This is a genomic window from Mycobacterium gallinarum, assembly GCF_010726765.1.
Taxonomy (GTDB): domain Bacteria; phylum Actinomycetota; class Actinomycetes; order Mycobacteriales; family Mycobacteriaceae; genus Mycobacterium; species Mycobacterium gallinarum.
Map to the genome: position 1 here is coordinate 727,053 of NZ_AP022601.1, position 17,989 is coordinate 745,041.

The following is a 17,989-nucleotide window of genomic DNA, read 5'->3' on the forward strand; positions in this document are numbered from 1 at the left end:
GGTGTGGGCATACCGACTCGTTGCGCCGTATACCTTTGAGCGACTTGATGTTCCGCCAAAGACCGCCGATGACCTGAGCGACGGTCACGTGCTGCTCCGTTTCATGGCGGCGGGGGTCTGCGGCAGCGACCTGCCGCCGTTCCGCGGTGTGCGCGGCAAGATCGCAGGTGACGTGGGTGTGAACGCGGCCGAGATGGTGGGCTTTCCGGTCCACGAGGTCGTCGGGGAAGTGGTGGCGAGCAGACACGAGGACCACCGGGTGGGTGACCGGGTGGTGGGCTGGGCGTCCGGATTCGATGGGCTGATGGGGTTCGTGGTCGCCGACGGCGACGGCCTGGCGCCCTACGATCCCACCTTGAGCGCCTCACACGCCGTCGCGTTGCAGCCTTTGGCATGTGTCTTGTACGCGCTTGAACAGCTCGAGCTCGCGGGCCGACATGTCGCAGTCATCGGGCAGGGGTCGATCGGGCTGCTGTTCTCCTATGCGGCAAAGGCTCTGGGTGCGCGTCATGTGACCGGTATCGATCCCGTCGACCGCGACGGTGTCGGCAAAGAGTTCGGTGTCGACACCATTGTCCGCGCCACCAGCGACAGATGGGTGAGTCACCTGGAGCCCAGCGATCGGCCCGACGTCGTGATCGAGGCGGTCGGCCATCAGGTCGCCACGCTCGGCCATGCGATAGACGCCGCGGCGCCGGGCGGCACGGTGCTGTACTTCGGCGTGCCCGACGACGACAGCTACCCGATCAGCATGCGCGCGATGCTGCGTAAGAACCTCACGCTCAAGTCCGGTGTGACGCTCGACCGGCGGCGAGTCCTCGACGCGGCCAACGGGTTTGCCGACGACCATCCGGAACTGCTGGCCGCCTACGTCACGCACACGTTCGGTATCGACGACGTGCAATCGGCGTTCGACCTGGCCTGCCGGCCGGTGCCGGATCGGGTGAAGATCGCGATCGCCGTATGAGCAGCCGGTTGCAGGAGGCCCTCTCCGCAAAGCCCCGCGTGTGGGGCGGCTGGGTGGTGGGGCCGACCGTCATCGGGCCAGAGGAGTTCGCCAGGGCGGGATATGACTACGTCGGATTCGACGTCCAGCACGGTTATCTCGACGACGCCGATGTCGCATTGCTGCTGCGGCGGCTCGAGCAGGTGCCGATTGCGACCGCAGTGCGGTTGCCGTCGGCAGATCCCGCACCGATCGGTCGTGTTCTCGACGCCGGGGCCGATGCGGTGATCGTCGCGATGGTCGAATCGCCCGAAACAGCCGCCACCGCAGTGGCCGCCACCCGGTACCCGCCTGCGGGGGTACGCAGCTTCGGCCCGCTGCGAGCCGACATCGGGATCGATACTGCTGCACACGAAGACCGCGCGAGTGTCTTCGCGATGATCGAGACCGCCCGAGGATTGGCGGCACTCGACGAGATATGTTCCGTACCAGGTCTATCCGGCGTATACGTCGGCCCGGCCGATCTGGCGATCTCGCTGGGGGAGAACCCGATCACCGCGCTCGACACTCCGACAGTGCTCGACGCTGTCACTCGGATCCATTCCGTCGCCTCCGGTGCGGGGCTGGTCCCCGGCATCCACGCCAACGCGGGTAAGCCTGGGAAGGCCATGGCCGAGTTGGGGTTTCGGATGATCACCCTGGCATCGGAGTCCCAGGCGCTGCGGCGCGGCGCGGCGGCGCACCTCGAGGAGGCGCAGTGACGTCGACCGAGCGGGTCGCGCTGGTCACCGGCGCGGCGCGCGGGCAGGGGGCGGCGATCGTCACGAGACTGCACGCGGACGGTTTTCGGGTGGCCGCGTGCGATCTGCGGACCGATGAGCTCAAGGCCGGCACAGAAGCGTTGGGCGGCGGCGTGGTCGCCATTGAACTCGACGTGACGTCCGAGCAGCAGTGGGACAGCGCGGTGCGGCGGACCGTCGAGGAGTTCGGCGCACTGACCACGCTGGTCAACAACGCCGGTGTGCTGCACCGCGCCTCGTTCGCCGAGGAGACACCCGCAGGCTTCGAAGAGAGCTGGCGCGTCAACTGCCTCGGGCCCTTTCTGGGCATCCGGGCCGCGCTCGAACACCTGCGCCACGCCGACGGCGCCGCGATCGTCAACACGTGCAGCACCGGCGCGATCCGTGCGTTTCCCAACCACGCGGCCTACGGCTCGTCGAAGTGGGCGCTGCGCGGCCTCACCCAGATCGCTGCCGCTGAACTCGCCGACTCGGGCATTCGTGTCAACGCGGTCCTACCCGGACCGGTCGAGACGCCGATGCTCGACCCCGCGACGCAGGCGCGGCTCGCGGAGAGGGGGCGGCTCGGCACGCCGATGGAGATCGCCGACGCCGTGGCGTTCCTGGTATCCGAGCATGCGTCGTTCATCACCGGTTCCGAACTCGTCGTCGACGGCGGACAAACCCTGCAGATCGGATGAACCCCATGACAAAAGCCACCTCGGTGGGCATCATCGGGGCCGGCCCGGGCGGGCTGGCGCTCGCGATCTTCCTGAAAAAGAACGGTTTTCGCGACTTCACGATCTTCGATCGGGAGGACGGCGTAGGCGGTACCTGGCGGATCAACACCTACCCGGGACTCGCCTGCGACGTGAAGTCACACCTTTACTCGTATTCGTTCGACCTCAACGCCCGCTGGTCACGGCTGTGGTCGGGGCAGCCCGAGATCCTCGACTATTTCGAACGCTGCGCGCAGCGCTACCAACTCGCGCCGCACTTGAAACTGCACACCGAGATCACCTCGGCCCGGTGGCATTCCGACACCCAGACCTGGCAGTTGATCACCGCAAACGGCGAGGAGCACACGTTCGACGTGGTGATATCGGCGATCGGACTGTTCACCCAGCCGGTCCTGCCCGACCTCGCCGAGGAAGAGCCGTTCGCCGGAACGTTGATGCATACCGCGCGCTGGGACCACTCCGTCGACCTGACGGACAAGAGTGTCGCGGTTCTCGGTACCGGATCGACGGCGGCGCAACTGATTCCCGAGGTGGCGAAGGTCGCCAAGAAGGTCTATTCGGTGCAGCGGTCGCCGACGTGGATTCTCCCGAAGCCCGACCGTGCCTACACCGATCGCGAAAAGTGGCTGTTCGCCCACGTTCCGTTCGCCAAGAAGATCTACCGGACGCGGTTGTGGCTGCGCAGCGAGTCGAACATCAGCGTGATCGAAAACGGCAGTGACAAGACGCAGGAGTTCAAGGAGATCGCGCTCCGCACCCTCGATGCCGTGGTGCACGACGAAGAGCTGCGCCGCAGGCTGACTCCGGAACACCCGTTCGGATGCAAACGGCTGGTCTTCGCGACGGACTATCTGCAGACCTTGACCCAACCCCACGTCGAGGTGGTGTCGAGTCCCGCTCGGGCTTTGCGGGCTCGTTCGTTGATGACCGCCGACGGCCGTCGGCTCGACGTGGACGTGGTGTTGTGCGCGACGGGCTATGCAGCCGCGGACTACCTGGGCCAGATCGACGTCGTCGGCGAGGATCAGATCACGCTGCGGGAAACATGGCGCGACGGGGCGTTCGCGTACCTCGGCATGTCGGTCCCCGGATTTCCGAACTTCTTCATGCTCTACGGCCCGAACACCAACGTCGGCTCCAACAGCGTCATCTTCATGCTGGAGGCGCAGGCCCACTACATCGTGCGCGCACTGAAGTACATGCGGCGCAAACGGAAGACCTACGTCGCGGTGCGCAGCACGACGATGTCGGACTTCATTGCCAAGATCGACGACTGGATGCGGGGCACCGTGTGGCTCACCCGGTGCAGCAACTACTTTCGCGCCCCCAATGGTCGTGTCGTCACTCAGTGGCCGCGCAGCGCACGCGTCTTCTGGGAGATGACGCGGCGGTTCCGCCCGGCCGAGTACACCTTCGAACCGCCGACATGCCGGCCCGCAGTCGAGGTGGGATCACACACGACGGTGGCCGGATCGCCGGCGGCGACCTGACATGAACGCCGACGCGGACTTCGCACACCGGCTGGACCCCGCATTGAGCCATCTGGCGGCGGCCCGCACCGATCTGTCACCGAGCGTGCTCGGCGTCGTCCGCGACTCGTTGAACCAGCGCCGCGCCGAGACCGCGAAAGCGGTCAACACCGCTGGGGTGGAGATCGAGCAGCGCGAGGTCGGCTCGATTCCAGTACGCATATATCGCGGTGCGGGCAACCCGTCGCCCGCGGTGATCTACTGCCACTCAGGGGCTTTCGTGCTCGGCAACTTGGACACCGATCACCGGCAGTGTGTCCAGTTCGCGAGACAGGGCAGCTGCACCGTGTTCTCCGTCGACTACCGGCTGGCTCCCGAGCATCCGCACCCCGCCGCGCTGGACGACGCGATGGCCGTGCTGACCTGGGTGGCGGAGAACGCTTCCGAGCTAGGTGTGAACGCCGACCGGCTCGCGGTCGCGGGCAGCAGTGCAGGCGCGGCACTTGCCGCTCGGCTGGCGCAGTGCGCCGCCGACGGGGCAGCGCCGCCGGTCGCGTATCAGCTTCTGCACCAACCTGTGCTCGACGACCGGCCGACGCCGTCCAAGGACGAGTTCACCGCCACGCCCGGATTCGACGGACCCGCCGTCGAACAGATGTGGCGCCATTACGCCGGTGACGGTGCGGTCCCCGTCGACGCCGCTCCCGGTCGCATCCGCGAGTTGTCCGGTGTCGCAGCTGCATTGATCACCTGCTCGGAACTCGACCCGTTGCGCGACGAAGCGCTCGACTACGCGCTGCGGCTCATGTGGGCGGGTGTCGCCACCGAACTGCACGTCTTTCCCGGCACCTGTCACGGGTTCGACTCGCTGCTCCCGGAATGGGAGACCAGCCAGCGCCTGTTCGATTTGCAAGGCGCCGCGCTGCGCAGAGCGCTGTGGTGACCTGCCGTGGCTAGGTTGCGGCCAATTCCCGCGCGACCGCGGCGTGATACGCGTCGATGTGCGATGGGTTGACCATCCGGAAGAAGCCGTCGGTCAACGGAGCGTGGCGGTACGCCTCGATGGTCATGGTTCTGCTGAAAAGTGTGATGCCGTCGCCGGGCTGGGAGAAGTGGTACTCGATCGTCATGCGTCCCTCGAGGCCGCCGTTGCCCTGACTGTCGTGGCCCAGTTTCCCCACGGAGCTGAACACGAAGAGCGCTGGGCGCGCGGCCATCGCCAACTGCCATGTGAACACCCGGTCCTTCGCCGGATCGGGGTGCGCCTCATCCCACGTATCACCGACCTGCAGCGGTAGCCGGTCCGGAAGGTTGCGGATATTCGGACCACCCGGATACGTCTTGGTCCAGTTGGCGGGGTTGGTCACGAAGTCATAGATCGTCTCGGGTGACTGGCTGAATGTCGTCTCCGAGCTGGTGGTGACGATGCCCACGGGTCTGCTCCTTCGGTCTACAGCTCGCTGATTCCCATGACCAGCAAGGTGATTCCGACCGCCAAGAGAATGACGGCCGTGACGAGTCCGCTGCGTCGGTGCAGCCACTCCTTGAATCGGTTGAGTTGGTCGTCGGCCCGCGCGCCCACCGCCATATAGACGAGCACCGGAACGGCGACCGTCGAGCTGGCGACCACGGAGTAGTACACGGTTGCCCCGCTCGCGGCGGCGACGCCGATCCCGGCGGTGCCGATCAGCAATCCGGCCGCGGCGGTGGCGGCCAGCATCTTCGGGTTGCCGAACACGAGGAACATCCCGACCCCCGCGGCGCCGACAGGCGTGAGCCGGCTGAACTTGGCCAGGCATGGCGGTTCCTCGGTCATCTGGTCGCGCCTGAACCAGACCCATATGCCGATCGCGACGAGGATGCCGCCGAGGACGAGCAGAACCCGCGGCGAGACGGGCCGGTTCAGGCCGCCGATCAGCCGAGGTACCTGGAGGAACAGGGCGGTCACCGCGGCGAGGGCGAGCACTCGGCCAACCAGCAGCGCGACACCGTTGGCCAGGGGGCGGTCGGTGTGAAGCACGACGAAGATGGCGATGATGATCGAGAACGGCGATATCGCAACCACCATCGCCGGTGCCAGGAGTTGGCTCAGGACTGTCGACATCAGACGCGACTCTACAGCGGCTTTACAGATCGATCAGAAACTGTCACGCTCGGAAGGTGGACTTCTCCCGCGTCGAATTGTCTGCCGACGACCAGGCCTTCCAGGCCGAGCTCCGGGCGCTGCTGAAGACCCTGGTGACTGATGAGGTGATTCGGCGGGACCGCGAGACGGGGGAGAACTTCGACGAAGGCGTTCATCTCGCGCTCGGTGAGGCCGGCTACCTGGCCGCCGAGTTCAACGATGAAGCCGACGGTGGGTTCAGCCGCGTGCGACGCCGGCTGTGGAACCTCGAGATCGGCCGCGCGCGCACGCCGTGGTTCCACTGGGGCACGACGGCGATGGTCGCGCGTGCGGTGCGGGACTTCGGCTCGGACGAGCTCAAGGCGGAGGTGCTGGAGCGTGCCTTGTCGGGTCGGATCCGCCTGTGCCTGGGCTACACCGAACCCGAAGGCGGGTCCGATGTGGCCACCTGCAAGACGCGCGCGGTCCGCGACGGCGACGGCTGGATCATCAACGGTTCGAAAATGTTCACCTCCAATGCACAGAACGCCGCATACGTCTTCCTGATCACGAACACCGATCCGTCCGCGCCGAAACATCAGAGCCTCACCATGTTCCTGGTGCCGCTGGACGCCGCAGGTGTAGAGATCCAGCCGCTGCGCACCGTGGACGGCGATCGCACGAACATCACGTACTACAGCGATGTGCGCGTCGACGACCGGTATCGCGTCGGTGATGTCAACGGCGGGTGGACCGTGCTGCGAGATGCGCTACACGACGAGCACGGCACCGTCGAACGTGGCGCCGACGGTCTGCAGAAGATCGCGGCCATGGCCGAGCACTTGGTGTTGCTCGCCGAGGCCATCGACGAGGTCGCGCCGTTGGTCGCTGATGACGAGGCGGTGAAATACCGGCTGGGACGCGGCATTGCGCGGATGGAGGCGGCGATGAGCACACCCGACATGTTCGGCCGGGTCGCCAATGCGCAGACCATGCGCGACGTGTCGCTGGATCTGATGGATATCCAGGGTGCGGTTTCGACCCTGCCTGTCGACGCGCATGGCGCCCAGGCCGACGGGGCCGCCGAGTACGTCTTCCGGTTGGCGGGACCGACCGGTATCTATGGCGGCACCCTCGAGGTGTTCCGCAACATGATCGCCCAGCACGCATTGGGCCTCGGGCGTCCCGCCTACGCGCCGCCCGTCAAACGTTAGGCACCCTGCGCCGAGTGTGGGCTTGATGCACATGAAAGGCCGCAAAAGAGTGCGGGTAACCCACGTTCGCGCGAAGAGGTTAGAGGTTCGCGATCACTTCGGCGGCGAGCAGGTCGAGCGTCTCGTCGGATCCGCGGTCGTGGGTGAACAGGACGATCTGGCCGAACCCCAATCCCTGCAGCTGGTGCAGACGGTCGACGATCGTCTGCGGCGTGCCGACGAGACCGCCTTCCTTGAGTCCGAACGCCGGTACGCCGAAACGCTTCTCGGCGAGCTCACGCACACCGGGCAGAGATGTGTCGTCGGCGGCCAAAGCCATCACCGCCTCGATCGACATCACGATCGTCGACGGGTCGCGGCCGATCGCCTCGCACAACGCCCGCAACACGGAGATCTTGTGCTCGAGTTCGCCCAACGCGTACGTCGGGACATTCCAGACGTCGGCGTAGCGTGCGACCAACGGCAGCGTGTACTTCTCGCCGACCCCGCCCACGACGATCGGTGGTCTGGGTTGCTGGACCGCGCCTGGCTTGATCGGCATGTCCCTGACGACGAAATGCTCTCCGTTGAAATCGATCACCTCGTCGGCGAAGGCCTGATGCAGTATCTGCAACGTCTCGCCGAGGCGTTCGGACCGTTCGGCGAACGTGCCCCACGGCAATTCAAGGCGGGAATGCTCATCCTCGATGGAACCGCTGCCGATGCCGAGCGTGAGCCTGCCCGCCGAGATCTGATCAAGCGTGGTCGCCATCTTGGCCAGCACCGCGGGATGGCGAAACTGGTTGCACAACACCATATGTCCGACCCGGATGCGTTCGGTGCGGCTGAGCAGCGCGGTGGCCAGTGTCCACGCCTCCATCGACGGGTACTCCGGCATGCCGGGCGCATAGAGGTGGTCGTAGAGCCAGATCGAGTCGATTCCGAGTTGTTCGCACCGCAGCGTCCGATGCAGGACCTGTTCGTACGTGAAGCCCATCTGAGGCAGGTACACCCCGATCTCCGGCTTGTTCATGCCCGCAGCTCCAATCGTCCATGGCTGATGGTCGTCGTGCCGTTCGCCTCTGCTTCGAACGCGAACGATGTGCCCGAGATGCCGAAAGCATTCACGTTCAGATCGCAACCGAGGGGAGTAGGTGACGCGAACCGCCCCGCGACGCGCCGAACCAAGCCCGGATCGTCGACCCCCAATAGGCCGAGAACGCGGTGGGTGCAGATCGCCATCGTGCACAGTCCGTGCGCGAACACGAAATCGAAACCCGCAGCGCGGGCCACCTCGATGTCGAAGTGGTGCGCCGACCAGTCGCCGGACACCTCGGCGTAGCGGTGCGTCACGTCGGCGCCGATCTGGTGGGTCACGGACCCGACGGGGCGGGTCCGTGCGTCGTCGGGGAAACGGTGATCCGCCGGGGTGCTGCCGAGATCGGCGACACCCTGAAGTCCGAGCAGCACCATCGTCCAGCACTGTTCGACGGCGATCGACCCGTCGGCGTCGAACTGGTCAAACCGCATCACGACCCGTGTGCCTGCCCGCGTTGTCCGCACCGCCGATATCTGCGACCACGTCTGCAGCGGTTCGCCGGGGACCAGTGGCCGGTGCAGCACGACGTCGTGTGCGCCGTGCACCCCGCCGCGGACGCGCTGCCAGACCGACTCGGGCAGATCGCCTCTGGCCGCCTCGTTCGGGGTGAACACCAGGATCACCGGAAACACCGCCGGCACCGCGAGTCCGGCCAGCACTGAGGCTGTCGCGTCGCCGGTGGCGGAGGCGTAGCGCGCGATCGTCTCGGGGTCGAGAAGGCCGGGGAATGGGCCGTGCCGCGCGGCGACCATGGTCGTCTCGCTCATTCCCGGTGACCCCTTCTGCGGCGTGAACCCTGTACTTTCCGTGATTCGCATGGTAACGACATTCTCAGAAATCGAGAAGATTGTTCTAGCGTTGAATGCGCGGCTCGCCGCGCGGAAGCGGAGCAGACACATGCGGTTCACGTTCACCCATCCGATGCACAGCCATCCGTACAACCCGGAACTGGTGACCGGTTCGGGCATCGCCACCGTCGCGGCGGCGGCCGAGGCGGCCGGGTTCCACGGTTTCGGGTTCACCGATCACCCGGCGCCGTCACAGCGATGGCTGGAGTCGGGCGGACATGACGCGGTGGACCCGTTCGTGGCGATGGGCTACGCCGCGGCGCACACCACTACGCTGCGACTGATCCCGAACATCGTCGTGCTGCCGTACCGAAATCCGTTCGTGGTGGCCAAGGCGGGCGCGACGCTCGATCTGCTGTCCGACGGCCGGTTCACCCTCGGCGTCGGCGTCGGCTACCTCAAGCGGGAGTTCACCGCGCTGGGCGTGGACTTCGACGAACGCGCGGCCTTGTTCGAGGAGGCCCTGGAGGTGATCCGGGGCATCTGGACCACCGACGACTTCTCCTATGAGGGAAGACACTTCAGCGCCAAGGGCATCACCGCCCATCCGAGGCCGGTGAGCGCACCGCACCCGCCGATCTGGATTGGCGGCAACACCTCGGCCGCGCGCAAGCGTGTCGTGCTGCACGGTGACGGCTGGTGCCCGTTCCCGGCTCCGGCGATGTTGGCGCAGACCGCACGCACCGCCGTGATGGATGCCGAGGTTCTGGCCGAGGGTGTCGAGGATTTGCGCCGCAGGTTCGATGCCGCCGGCCGGGACTTCACCGGCATCGACATCACCTTCACCAACGCTGACGGTGGCAGCCCCGGCGGCGACGACTTCAACGCCGACGCCTACCTCACTGGTCTGGAAAAGCTTGCGGCCGTGGGTGTCACATGGGTGCAGGTCGGCCTGCCGGGCGACAACCTGGCGCACGTATTGGAGACCATCGAAAGCTTCGGCAGCTCGGTGATCAAGGCCGCGAATTGAGTGGGGTCAGGCGGCGATCAGCTTGAGGGGTAGCCGTTCGTGTCGCCGGATGATGTTGTTGAGCGCCCACGTCGGCTGTCCGGACAACTCGATCCGCTCGACGCGCTCGGCCAGCGCCCGCAGCATCGCCTGAGTTTCCAACCGCGCCAAGCCCTGTCCCGCGCAGGCGTGGGCACCGTGCCCGAATCCGAGGTGACGAGTGGCGTCGCGCCGGATGTCGAAGGTGTCGGGAGCATCCCATTCGAGTTCGTCGCGATTGGCTGAGGAGTAGAGGACCAACACCTGGGCACCTGCCGGTATCCGGTGTCCGGCGATATCGGTGTCGACCGCGGCGCGGCGGCCGAACGCCCGCAGCGGCGACTCGAAACGGACGATCTCGTTGACCGCGTTGGGGATGATCCCAGGATCCTGCCTGAGCAGCTGCCACTGGTCGGGGTGCGAGGCGAACAGGTGCAGCGCATTGGAGATCGCGCTTATCGTGGTGTCGAGCGATGGGGCGATGTAGTCGATCATCAGCGGCGCGCACTCGGCGAGGGACACGTTGCCGGCGTCGGCGGCAAGCAGCACCTCATGGCCGACGCTGCCCTCGATCAGGCTGCGGTCACGCACCACGCGTCGGGCATAGGCGAGCATGCGAAGGCTTGCCGGTATCGACCTCAGCGCTCGCCTGTTTATCGGCCCGAGGACGTCGAAAGAGGCTGCGCCCCAGGTCAGCAGGTGGGCGCGATGTTCGCGTGGCCAGCCGATGAGGTCGGGCACCACCGCCATCGGCAATGCATAGGCGAGGTCCTCGACACCGTCCACCTCGCCGCGCGTCTGCGCGGCCTCGACCACCCCGGCGGCCTGCGTCTGAATGTCGTCGTCGATGCCGCGCAGGGCACGGGGCAATAGGCGGTGCGCGACCAACTTGCGTCGCCGGTCGTGTTCGGCCCCGTCACTCACCAGCGTTGTGCCGCGGGACAGACGATTGGTCAGCGCGTTGAGCGCCACGCCCTTTGCGGAGGCGAAGGTCGTGTCGTCGCGCAGCACCGCCTTGCATTCGGCGAACGTCGGCAATGCGTACACGCGATGTCGGGACAGCCAAACGACGGGTCCGAGCGCGCGCAGCGCAGCGTAGTGCGGGTACGGATCGACGATCGCGTCGGTGGTGTAGATGTTCGAGCCGTAGGTGGGGACGCCGCTGCGTGTTCTAGGCATGGGATCGGACCCTTCTGTCGGCTGTGAAGGTCGGGAGCAAGCCATAGACCTTGCGCGCGTCGCGTGCGGCATACATCACCGTGCGGTCCGGCCGCACGATCGCCGCTGCGGCGTGCCCGCGGCGCAGCCACTCGGCGAGTTCCGAGCCGGGCGAAGCGATGTGGACGGCGACGCCCCGGGCGTCGAGCGCTGAACGCTGCGCGGCGGTCGGTGTCACCACCGTGATGACCGAGAAGCCGTTGCCGAGCACCTCGTCGAGCCGGTGGCCGTCGCCGCACACCGGATTCGGGCACAGTGTGCCCGCGAGGCGTCCCGGCGCGCGCGTCGATCGCACGTAGGCCGAGCGATGCAGTGCTGGGGTGCGGCTACCGAGGATCTTGCCGCGCATGCCGGGAATGAACCGCAGGCGGGTCACCAGCAGTCGCCGGGCGACGTTGCCGCACTCTCCGCCTGCCGTCATGGCCCAGCCGACGGTCAACGCGAGCCGAATCATGTGCCGCGCGTGTGGTTTGCGTTCCTGCTCGTAACTGTCGAGCGTGGCAGGCGGAAGCTCGCCGGTGATGACGCCGGCGAGTTTCCACGCCAGGTTCATCGCGTCGCGCAGACCCGCACCGAGGCCCTGGCCGACGAACGGCGGGGTGAGATGTGCGGCGTCGCCCAACAGGAAGATGTTGCCCCGTCGCCACCGGTCGGCGATCCGGGCGCGAAAGGTGTATTCGGCGACGCGGATCAACTCGATGTCGTCGTCGGTGATACTCGACGTCCACGGGGCGATCAGCGGACGCAGTGCATGGATGCTCCGGAAGTCGTCGGCCGATTCGCCGGGCAGGAGCCGGAATTCCCAGCGGTACCGCGAGGGTCCGATCCGCATGTACGTGCCGGCCCGCACCGGATCGCACACCTGATGCACGCCGTCCCACTGGCCGAGATCGGCGTCGGTGGCCGCGTCGACGACGAGCCAGCGCTGGTCGAACTTCATATCGTGCATGCAGCTGCCGATCTGGTTGCGCACGACGCTGTTTGCGCCGTCGCAACCCAGCAGGTAGTCGGTGTCGACGACATGGGTGGAGTCGTCGGTTCGGTCGACGTAGGTGACCCGGACGCGGCCCTCGGGTTGTTCGGCGACGTCGACGACCTCGACGTCGCCTCGCAGTTCGACGCCGGGGTAGCGCTTCAGGTTGGCGCGCAGCAGCGCCTCGAGGTCGGGCTGGTCGAACATGTTGGCCTGCGGAAAACCGTTGACCGACAGTGCGGTGTCGCGGCGGAACTCGGCGAGCACCCGCATCGAGGGGTCGAGCAGACGAAGACCTTGGGCCGGCCGTGAGATCGCGGAGAACTCATCGGCGATTCCGAGTCGCGCGACGATGCGGCAGATCTCGTCGTCGAGATGCACCGCGCGCGGCTGCGGATAGACCGCGCCCCATCGTTCGAGGATCAGGCAGCCAATGCCATACTGCGCCAACAGCGTAGCGACCGTGGCGCCGGTGGGTCCCGCTCCCACGACGACAACGTGCGGCGAATCCTCCGTCGTCACGCATACCTCACTTTGGTGCGCTGCACTCCGAGGTCGATGGCGCCGTCGTCGGTCGCGACGCTGAGTTCCACCGAGTCGCCGTGCTTGAGGTATTTCGTGTTCTTGGCCTGCCGTTTGAAGAACGCCTTCCACTTGACCGCGGGCGGAAGCAGCGACCCGATCACCTCGATCGGCTTCGGCGGGGCGCTCAACGCGGTCCCGACGGGCGTACCGGTCATCACCAGGTCACCCGCGGCCAGATCCTGGAAGCGGGCCAGCGACTGCAACGCCTGCACCGGCGGGTAGATCATGTCGCCCCCGACGACGGTGTCCTGGCGGATCTCGCCGTTGACCCGCAACTGCAGACGCAGATCGGTGAAGCGCTTGAGTTCGTCGGCGTCGAGCAGCACCAGCGCGGGCCCGACCGGTGTGAAGGTCGGATAGGACTTGCCCTCATAGAACTGGGTTTGCGGGAGTTGGATGTCGCGGGCCGAAACATCATTGGTGACAACGAGTCCGGCGATGTAGTCGGACAGCTGAGACTCGGCGATCTCGGTGCCGACGGGGATGTCCTGTCCGATCACCAGACCGATTTCGACCTCGTAGTCCAGGAGCTTCACGTGTTCGGGCTTGACGATGTCGTCGAATGGACCGCTGATCGACGCCGAGGACTTCCGGAAGAAGGTGAGCGGGATCGAGGCGGGGTCCATGCCGGCGTCTTTGACGTGCGATGCGAAGTTCGTCATCTGCGCCACGACGCGGCAGGGCCGAGTCACGGGGGAGATCAGCCTCAATGAATCGACCGGCACGGTCTCGGTGCTGTGGCTCGCCCATTCGATGGCCTCGCGGTCCTGCAGCAGGTCACCGGTTGTGGTCGCGGAGGTGGAGATTCTCGCGGCACCGGTTGGGGTGCGGACCCACCAGGCGTCGGCCGTACGCAATATGGACGTGGTCATGAGGTGGCTACTTTCATCAGGCCGCGAAGGCGGGTGAGGGTGAATTCATTGTGGTCGCGTAGGGCGTTGAGGATCGAACGTGCTTCGTGAGGAAGCGCTTTGGGGTTGATGCCGAGGAAGTCCTTGGTGACGGCGGGACCCCACTGAGACAGCCCTGACGCCGTGAACTCAGCCCAGCCCGGCTCCAGCGTGTTGTCGAACATGTCGCCGTCGGCGAAGTGCTCCACGAGGAATCCGTCGGGGTCGCGCCAGTAGTCGAACAATTGGCTGCCCTGGATGTGGCGCCCGATGCCCCATGAGCGGAAATAGCCGCGCTCGCGCAGATATTCGCCGCCGGCGGCGAGGGCGTCGAGGTCGCACACCTGGTAGGCCGAGTGCACGTACCGGTTGACCGGTCCCAGGGTCATCGCCAGGGTGTGATGGTCGGCGGGGGCCGTGCCCCGGTCGCAGCGCATGAAACTCATCACCGGGCCGCGATCCCGTTGGCCCGGGTAGTAGAGGAAGTCGCTGACGATCATCCCGAGGTTGTCGAGGTACCAGTTCAACGCCTCGGTGTACCGGGTGGAGGATATGACGACATGCCCGAGTCGCTGAACCCTGGCCGGCGCACGGGTCGGGCGTTGAGTGGCGTTGGCGCGCGCGATCCGGTCGCCGAAGTTGAAGACATGCGCCTGCTGGGGCGGCAGGGCAGGCAGCGGGTGCATGCCCGCGACCACCTTGACCGGAACGCCGCTCGGATCGACGAGACCGACCGACACGCCTCCGATGGATTCGGGGAGTGCATGGACGCCGATGCCCTTCGCGTCGGCCAGGCGTAACACGTCGACCTCGTCCTGAGCCGCGAACGCGGTGCCGACGAACCGCGAGCGAGCGCCTCTGCGCACAATCACGCACGGGGCGCCGGGGTCGGTGCCGCGCAGTTGCACCTCGTCGTGGGTGCGCATTGCGGTGGTGAAGCCGAAGGCCTGCGCGAACGCTTCGGCGCGCGAGAGATCCGGTTTCTCGAACTCCAGCCACGCGATATCGGCGACTTTGATGACCGGATTTCGCGACCTCCCCGGATGCTCACCGGCCCGGGCCCCCTTCTCGCTGTGCAGGTCACTGTGGGTGCCGACGGCCTCGCCCATGCTGCACCTCCCTCATCTATCGGTACTGACTGACGAAATCGTCACATACGACGCGACACTCAGTCAAGGGCTCCTGACGAAATCGTCAAAAGTGATGGAATCTGCTACCATGAGGGGGTGAGTGCTCAACCGGACGCGTCGGTCAATCGGCTTGAGCGGCGCAAACAGCGCACGCGCGCCGCGTTGATCAAGGCGGCGCAGCGGTTCATCGCCGCGGGGAAGGTCAACGTCCCAGTCCTGGAGATCACCCAGGCGGCCGATGTGGGAATGGGCTCCTTCTACAACCACTTCGAGAGCAAGGAGCAGCTGTTCGAGGCGGCGATCACCGATGTGCTCGACACCCATGGCGCCCTGCTCGACGAACTCACCTCGTCAATCGAGGACCCCGCCGAAACATTCGCTCGCAGCTACCGACTGACGGGCCGGTTGTTCCGGCGTCGCCCGCAGGAAAGTCAGATCCTGCTGGCGCACGGTATGCAGCTGCTCGCGTCGGAGAAGGGGTTGGCGCCGCGCGCCCTGCGTGACATCCGGGAGGCCAACCGGGTCGGGCGATTCACCGTGAGTGATCCCGAACTCGCCCTGGCCATGGCCGGCGGCGCACTGCTGGGGTTGGGGAATCTGTTGCGCAATCAACCCGATCGTGACGACGCCGCGGCCACCGACGCGGTAACAGAGGACATTCTGAGACTGTTCGGTCTGCCCGCCGATGAGGCACGCGAAATCTGCAGCCGTCCGCTGTCGGAACTGGATGCGCTCACCCAACCTGACTCGGCGGCCTAGCCGCGCCCGGCCTTTCGGGCCATCCGAACCGCGCTGTCATAGATGGCGCGACCGTGAAGTTCGAACAGCGCGATCAAATCGACTGCGTCGCCGCCGATTTCCTTCGCGATGAACAGCCCATCGGCCCCTGCCATCGCGTAGGCCGCCAACTGATCGATGTCGCCGTCGGTCAAGCCGGGCAGCGCGTCATGGAAATTGTCGGTCAGTTGCGCCAGCGCTCTTGAACGTACTTGCAAGAACATCGTCCGGGCACGCGGTTCCTCGGGGCGGCGCTCCAGGGCCAGCATCAGTCCCAATCGGATGAAGTCGGGGGAGTCGAGCAATGCCTTGGCCGTCTGCGTGGCCACGCCGATGATGCGCTGTTCGCCGTTGCCCTCGGTCGGGATCTCCCACGCCGACAGCCAACCGGTGAAGCTGCGCTCGATGACCGCCGCGATCAAGTCGTCTTTGTCCTTGAAGTGCCAGTAGATCGAACTGGCGGGCAATCCGCATTTGGTACTGACGGCTCCGATGCTCGTCCCCTCGTAGCCGCGTACGGCGGCGATCTCGGTCGCGGCATCAAGGATGCGTACGCGTGAGAGTTCGCCGTCGGCGCGCTTTCGACGATCCGTCGGGCGCTTCTTCTCCGGCACTGAGACTCCTTGGGTATTGACTCCGTAGTGATCGCTACATTACCGTAGCGATCACTACAGGACAAGACTCCGCGATGACGGGAGCCGACGATGACCAGCTCAGATATTTATGACGTGGCTGTGGTCGGGTACGGGCCGGTAGGTGCGACGGCGGCGAACCTACCGGGGAAACAGGGCCTCAGGGTGCTCGTGATCGAGCGCGATCCGGACGTCTACGGCCGCGCGAGGGCGATCTCGACCGACGAAGAGGTCATGCGGATATGGCAGTCCGTGGGCCTCGCGGATGCGCTGCAGCAGGACATGCTGCCCGACCGCCCACTGCACTTCGTTGGCGCCGACGGCGTTCCGTTCATCGACCTGAAGATCACGCCACGCGGGTGCGGGCATCCGCCTCAGCAGTTCCTCTATCAGCCCGCGGTAGATCGCGTACTGCGCGACGGCGTTGCGAGGTTCACGAACGTCGATGTGCTCCTGGAACACGAGTGCCTTCGCATCTTCCCCGTGAATGACCCCGAAGGCGACCATGTCGAGGCGCTGCTGGCCGATCTGCGTACCGACACCTTGAAGCGGGTCCGCGCGTCTTATGTCATCGCCGCCGACGGTGGTTCATCTCCGACGCGCGGTCAGCTGGGCATCGGCTACGCCGGCCGTACGTACACCGAACGATGGGTCGTGATCGACACAAAGGTCCTCAAGGAGTGGGAAGCCCACGACCGGTTGCGGTTTCATTGCAACCCGTCCCGGCCTACTGTCGACTGCCCGACGCCGCTGGGGCATCACCGATGGGAGTATCCGGCCCGCACAGACGAGGAAGAACGGGATCTCCTCTGCGACAACGAGATCTGGAAAGTCCTCGGCGATCAGGGCATTACTCCCGAACACGTCGAGATCTTGCGCGCCGTCATGTACAGCCATCATGTTCGCGTCGCCGACCGGTGGCGGGTCGGCCGCGTCTTCCTCGCCGGTGACGCCGCCCACGCAATGCCGCCGTGGATCGGTCAGGGCATGTCATCGGGTGTGCGCGATGCAGCCAACCTGTGCTGGAAGCTCGCCGCCGTACTCAAGGGACAGGCGCCCCAGTCGCTGCTCGACTCCTATCAGGTCGAACGACAGCCGCACGTCACCGAGGTCACCCGTCGCGCGTGTCTGGTGGGACGGATCATCACCGAGCGCAACAATGTCGTTGCCGCAGTCCGCAACCGCATCGGACGCGCCGTCAACCGTGTACCCGGTCTCGCGGCGCGTCTGGAGAAACAGATGTGGATTCCCGAAGCCCGATACCAGGCGGGGTTCCTCGGCGCCGGAAACGACAGCGTGGTCGGCTGGCAGATTCCACAACCATGGGTGAACCACGACGGCACCCGCGCTCGCCTCGACGACGTCATCGCAGGAAGCTGGGCGGTGCTGCACGTAGGCCCTCGCCCCACGGGTGCCCAGGCATGGATAGCGCTGGGCGCCAAAGCGATCGGCATCACCGAGCCGACACTTGTCGGATGGCTGCGCCGCCGAGGAGCCACATCGGTTGTCGTACGCCCCGACGGATTCGTCTACGCCGCTGCCGACTTCGGCCAGTCGCTACCGCAACCAACCGGCATGATCCAGTCCGCCACAAGCAGGGTAGGAGTTCCCGCATGAC

At 66.1% G+C, this 17,989-nt stretch carries 18 protein-coding genes; 9 read left to right on the forward strand and 9 right to left on the reverse strand.

The features are described 5' to 3' along the window. Position 1 precedes the first annotated feature (1 nt). From G6N42_RS03550 to G6N42_RS03570, 5 genes are read left to right on the forward strand one after another with little or no spacing between them, the layout of a single operon-like run. The gene (locus G6N42_RS03550) at positions 2-967 is read left to right on the forward strand and encodes a zinc-binding dehydrogenase (protein WP_163736922.1); all 966 of its coding nucleotides are present in this window, start codon (positions 2-4) and stop codon (positions 965-967) included. After that, positions 964-1,707: an HpcH/HpaI aldolase family protein gene (locus G6N42_RS03555; RefSeq protein ID WP_163726146.1), complete on the forward strand. Its 744-nt coding sequence runs from the start codon at positions 964-966 to the stop codon at positions 1,705-1,707. Before G6N42_RS03550 ends, G6N42_RS03555 begins: the two co-directional genes overlap by 4 nt. Then, positions 1,704-2,426: an SDR family NAD(P)-dependent oxidoreductase gene (locus tag G6N42_RS03560; RefSeq protein WP_163726150.1), complete on the forward strand. Its 723-nt coding sequence runs from the start codon at positions 1,704-1,706 to the stop codon at positions 2,424-2,426. Before G6N42_RS03555 ends, G6N42_RS03560 begins: the two co-directional genes overlap by 4 nt. 5 nt (positions 2,427-2,431) lie before the next feature. Further along, positions 2,432-3,955, forward strand: coding sequence for a flavin-containing monooxygenase (locus G6N42_RS03565; protein ID WP_163726154.1), 1,524 nt, complete (start codon positions 2,432-2,434; stop codon positions 3,953-3,955). A gap of 1 nt (position 3,956) precedes the next feature. After that, the gene (locus G6N42_RS03570; protein WP_163726156.1) at positions 3,957-4,877 is read left to right on the forward strand and encodes an alpha/beta hydrolase; all 921 of its coding nucleotides are present in this window, start codon (positions 3,957-3,959) and stop codon (positions 4,875-4,877) included. 10 nt (positions 4,878-4,887) lie between these two features. Here the strand turns inward: G6N42_RS03570 and G6N42_RS03575 are convergent, their stop codons facing one another. Together G6N42_RS03575 and G6N42_RS03580 are read right to left on the reverse strand one after the other, a co-directional pair. Beyond that, the gene (locus G6N42_RS03575; protein WP_163726159.1) at positions 4,888-5,367 is read right to left on the reverse strand and encodes an SRPBCC family protein; all 480 of its coding nucleotides are present in this window, start codon (positions 5,365-5,367) and stop codon (positions 4,888-4,890) included. Positions 5,368-5,384: 17 nt separating this feature from the next. Further along, positions 5,385-6,038, reverse strand: coding sequence for a GAP family protein (locus G6N42_RS03580; protein ID WP_197905519.1), 654 nt, complete (start codon positions 6,036-6,038; stop codon positions 5,385-5,387). A 56-nt stretch (positions 6,039-6,094) separates the two neighbouring features. On the opposite strand from G6N42_RS03580, the gene G6N42_RS03585 reads away from it, so the two are divergent. Continuing rightward, positions 6,095-7,252, forward strand: coding sequence for an acyl-CoA dehydrogenase family protein (locus G6N42_RS03585; protein WP_163726162.1), 1,158 nt, complete (start codon positions 6,095-6,097; stop codon positions 7,250-7,252). Between the two features lie 79 nt (positions 7,253-7,331). Here the strand turns inward: G6N42_RS03585 and G6N42_RS03590 are convergent, their stop codons facing one another. Continuing rightward, a complete protein-coding gene (locus G6N42_RS03590; protein ID WP_163726165.1) occupies positions 7,332-8,264 on the reverse strand; it encodes an LLM class flavin-dependent oxidoreductase in 933 nt (310 codons plus the stop codon). Continuing rightward, positions 8,261-9,097 (reverse strand): MaoC/PaaZ C-terminal domain-containing protein, encoded by an 837-nt coding sequence (locus G6N42_RS03595; RefSeq protein ID WP_163726168.1) that lies wholly within the window; start codon positions 9,095-9,097, stop codon positions 8,261-8,263. Before G6N42_RS03595 ends, G6N42_RS03590 begins: the two co-directional genes overlap by 4 nt. Before the next feature lie 130 nt (positions 9,098-9,227). On the opposite strand from G6N42_RS03595, the gene G6N42_RS03600 reads away from it, so the two are divergent. Beyond that, the gene (locus tag G6N42_RS03600; RefSeq protein ID WP_163726172.1) at positions 9,228-10,148 is read left to right on the forward strand and encodes an LLM class F420-dependent oxidoreductase; all 921 of its coding nucleotides are present in this window, start codon (positions 9,228-9,230) and stop codon (positions 10,146-10,148) included. Positions 10,149-10,154: 6 nt separating this feature from the next. Here G6N42_RS03600 and G6N42_RS03605 read toward each other — a convergent pair whose 3' ends face one another. From G6N42_RS03605 to G6N42_RS03620, 4 genes are read right to left on the reverse strand one after another with little or no spacing between them, the layout of a single operon-like run. Next, complete coding sequence (locus G6N42_RS03605) at positions 10,155-11,345, reverse strand: cytochrome P450 (protein ID WP_163726175.1); 1,191 nt, start codon at positions 11,343-11,345, stop codon at positions 10,155-10,157. Beyond that, on the reverse strand, positions 11,338-12,879 hold the full coding sequence (gene mhpA, locus G6N42_RS03610; protein WP_163726178.1) for a bifunctional 3-(3-hydroxy-phenyl)propionate/3-hydroxycinnamic acid hydroxylase MhpA: 1,542 nt from the start codon (positions 12,877-12,879) through the stop codon (positions 11,338-11,340). Before mhpA ends, G6N42_RS03605 begins: the two co-directional genes overlap by 8 nt. Next, complete coding sequence (locus tag G6N42_RS03615) at positions 12,876-13,814, reverse strand: fumarylacetoacetate hydrolase family protein (protein WP_163726181.1); 939 nt, start codon at positions 13,812-13,814, stop codon at positions 12,876-12,878. The genes mhpA and G6N42_RS03615 overlap by 4 nt, the downstream gene beginning before the upstream one ends. Continuing rightward, positions 13,811-14,941, reverse strand: a complete 1,131-nt coding sequence (locus G6N42_RS03620) for a VOC family protein (protein ID WP_163726184.1) — start codon at positions 14,939-14,941, stop codon at positions 13,811-13,813. Before G6N42_RS03620 ends, G6N42_RS03615 begins: the two co-directional genes overlap by 4 nt. A gap of 117 nt (positions 14,942-15,058) precedes the next feature. On the opposite strand from G6N42_RS03620, the gene G6N42_RS03625 reads away from it, so the two are divergent. Continuing rightward, on the forward strand, positions 15,059-15,721 hold the full coding sequence (locus G6N42_RS03625) for a TetR/AcrR family transcriptional regulator (protein WP_163726187.1): 663 nt from the start codon (positions 15,059-15,061) through the stop codon (positions 15,719-15,721). Here G6N42_RS03625 and G6N42_RS03630 read toward each other — a convergent pair. Next, positions 15,718-16,353 carry a TetR/AcrR family transcriptional regulator gene (locus tag G6N42_RS03630; protein WP_163726190.1) on the reverse strand — a complete coding sequence of 212 codons (636 nt, stop codon included), beginning with the start codon at positions 16,351-16,353 and terminating at the stop codon, positions 15,718-15,720. The two genes, G6N42_RS03625 and G6N42_RS03630, sit on opposite strands and share 4 nt — an antisense overlap. A 90-nt stretch (positions 16,354-16,443) precedes the next feature. Here G6N42_RS03630 and G6N42_RS03635 point away from each other — a divergent pair, with 90 nt between their 5' ends. Continuing rightward, the gene (locus G6N42_RS03635) at positions 16,444-17,988 is read left to right on the forward strand and encodes a bifunctional 3-(3-hydroxy-phenyl)propionate/3-hydroxycinnamic acid hydroxylase (RefSeq protein ID WP_163726193.1); all 1,545 of its coding nucleotides are present in this window, start codon (positions 16,444-16,446) and stop codon (positions 17,986-17,988) included. The last annotated feature ends 1 nt before the right edge of the window (position 17,989 follow it).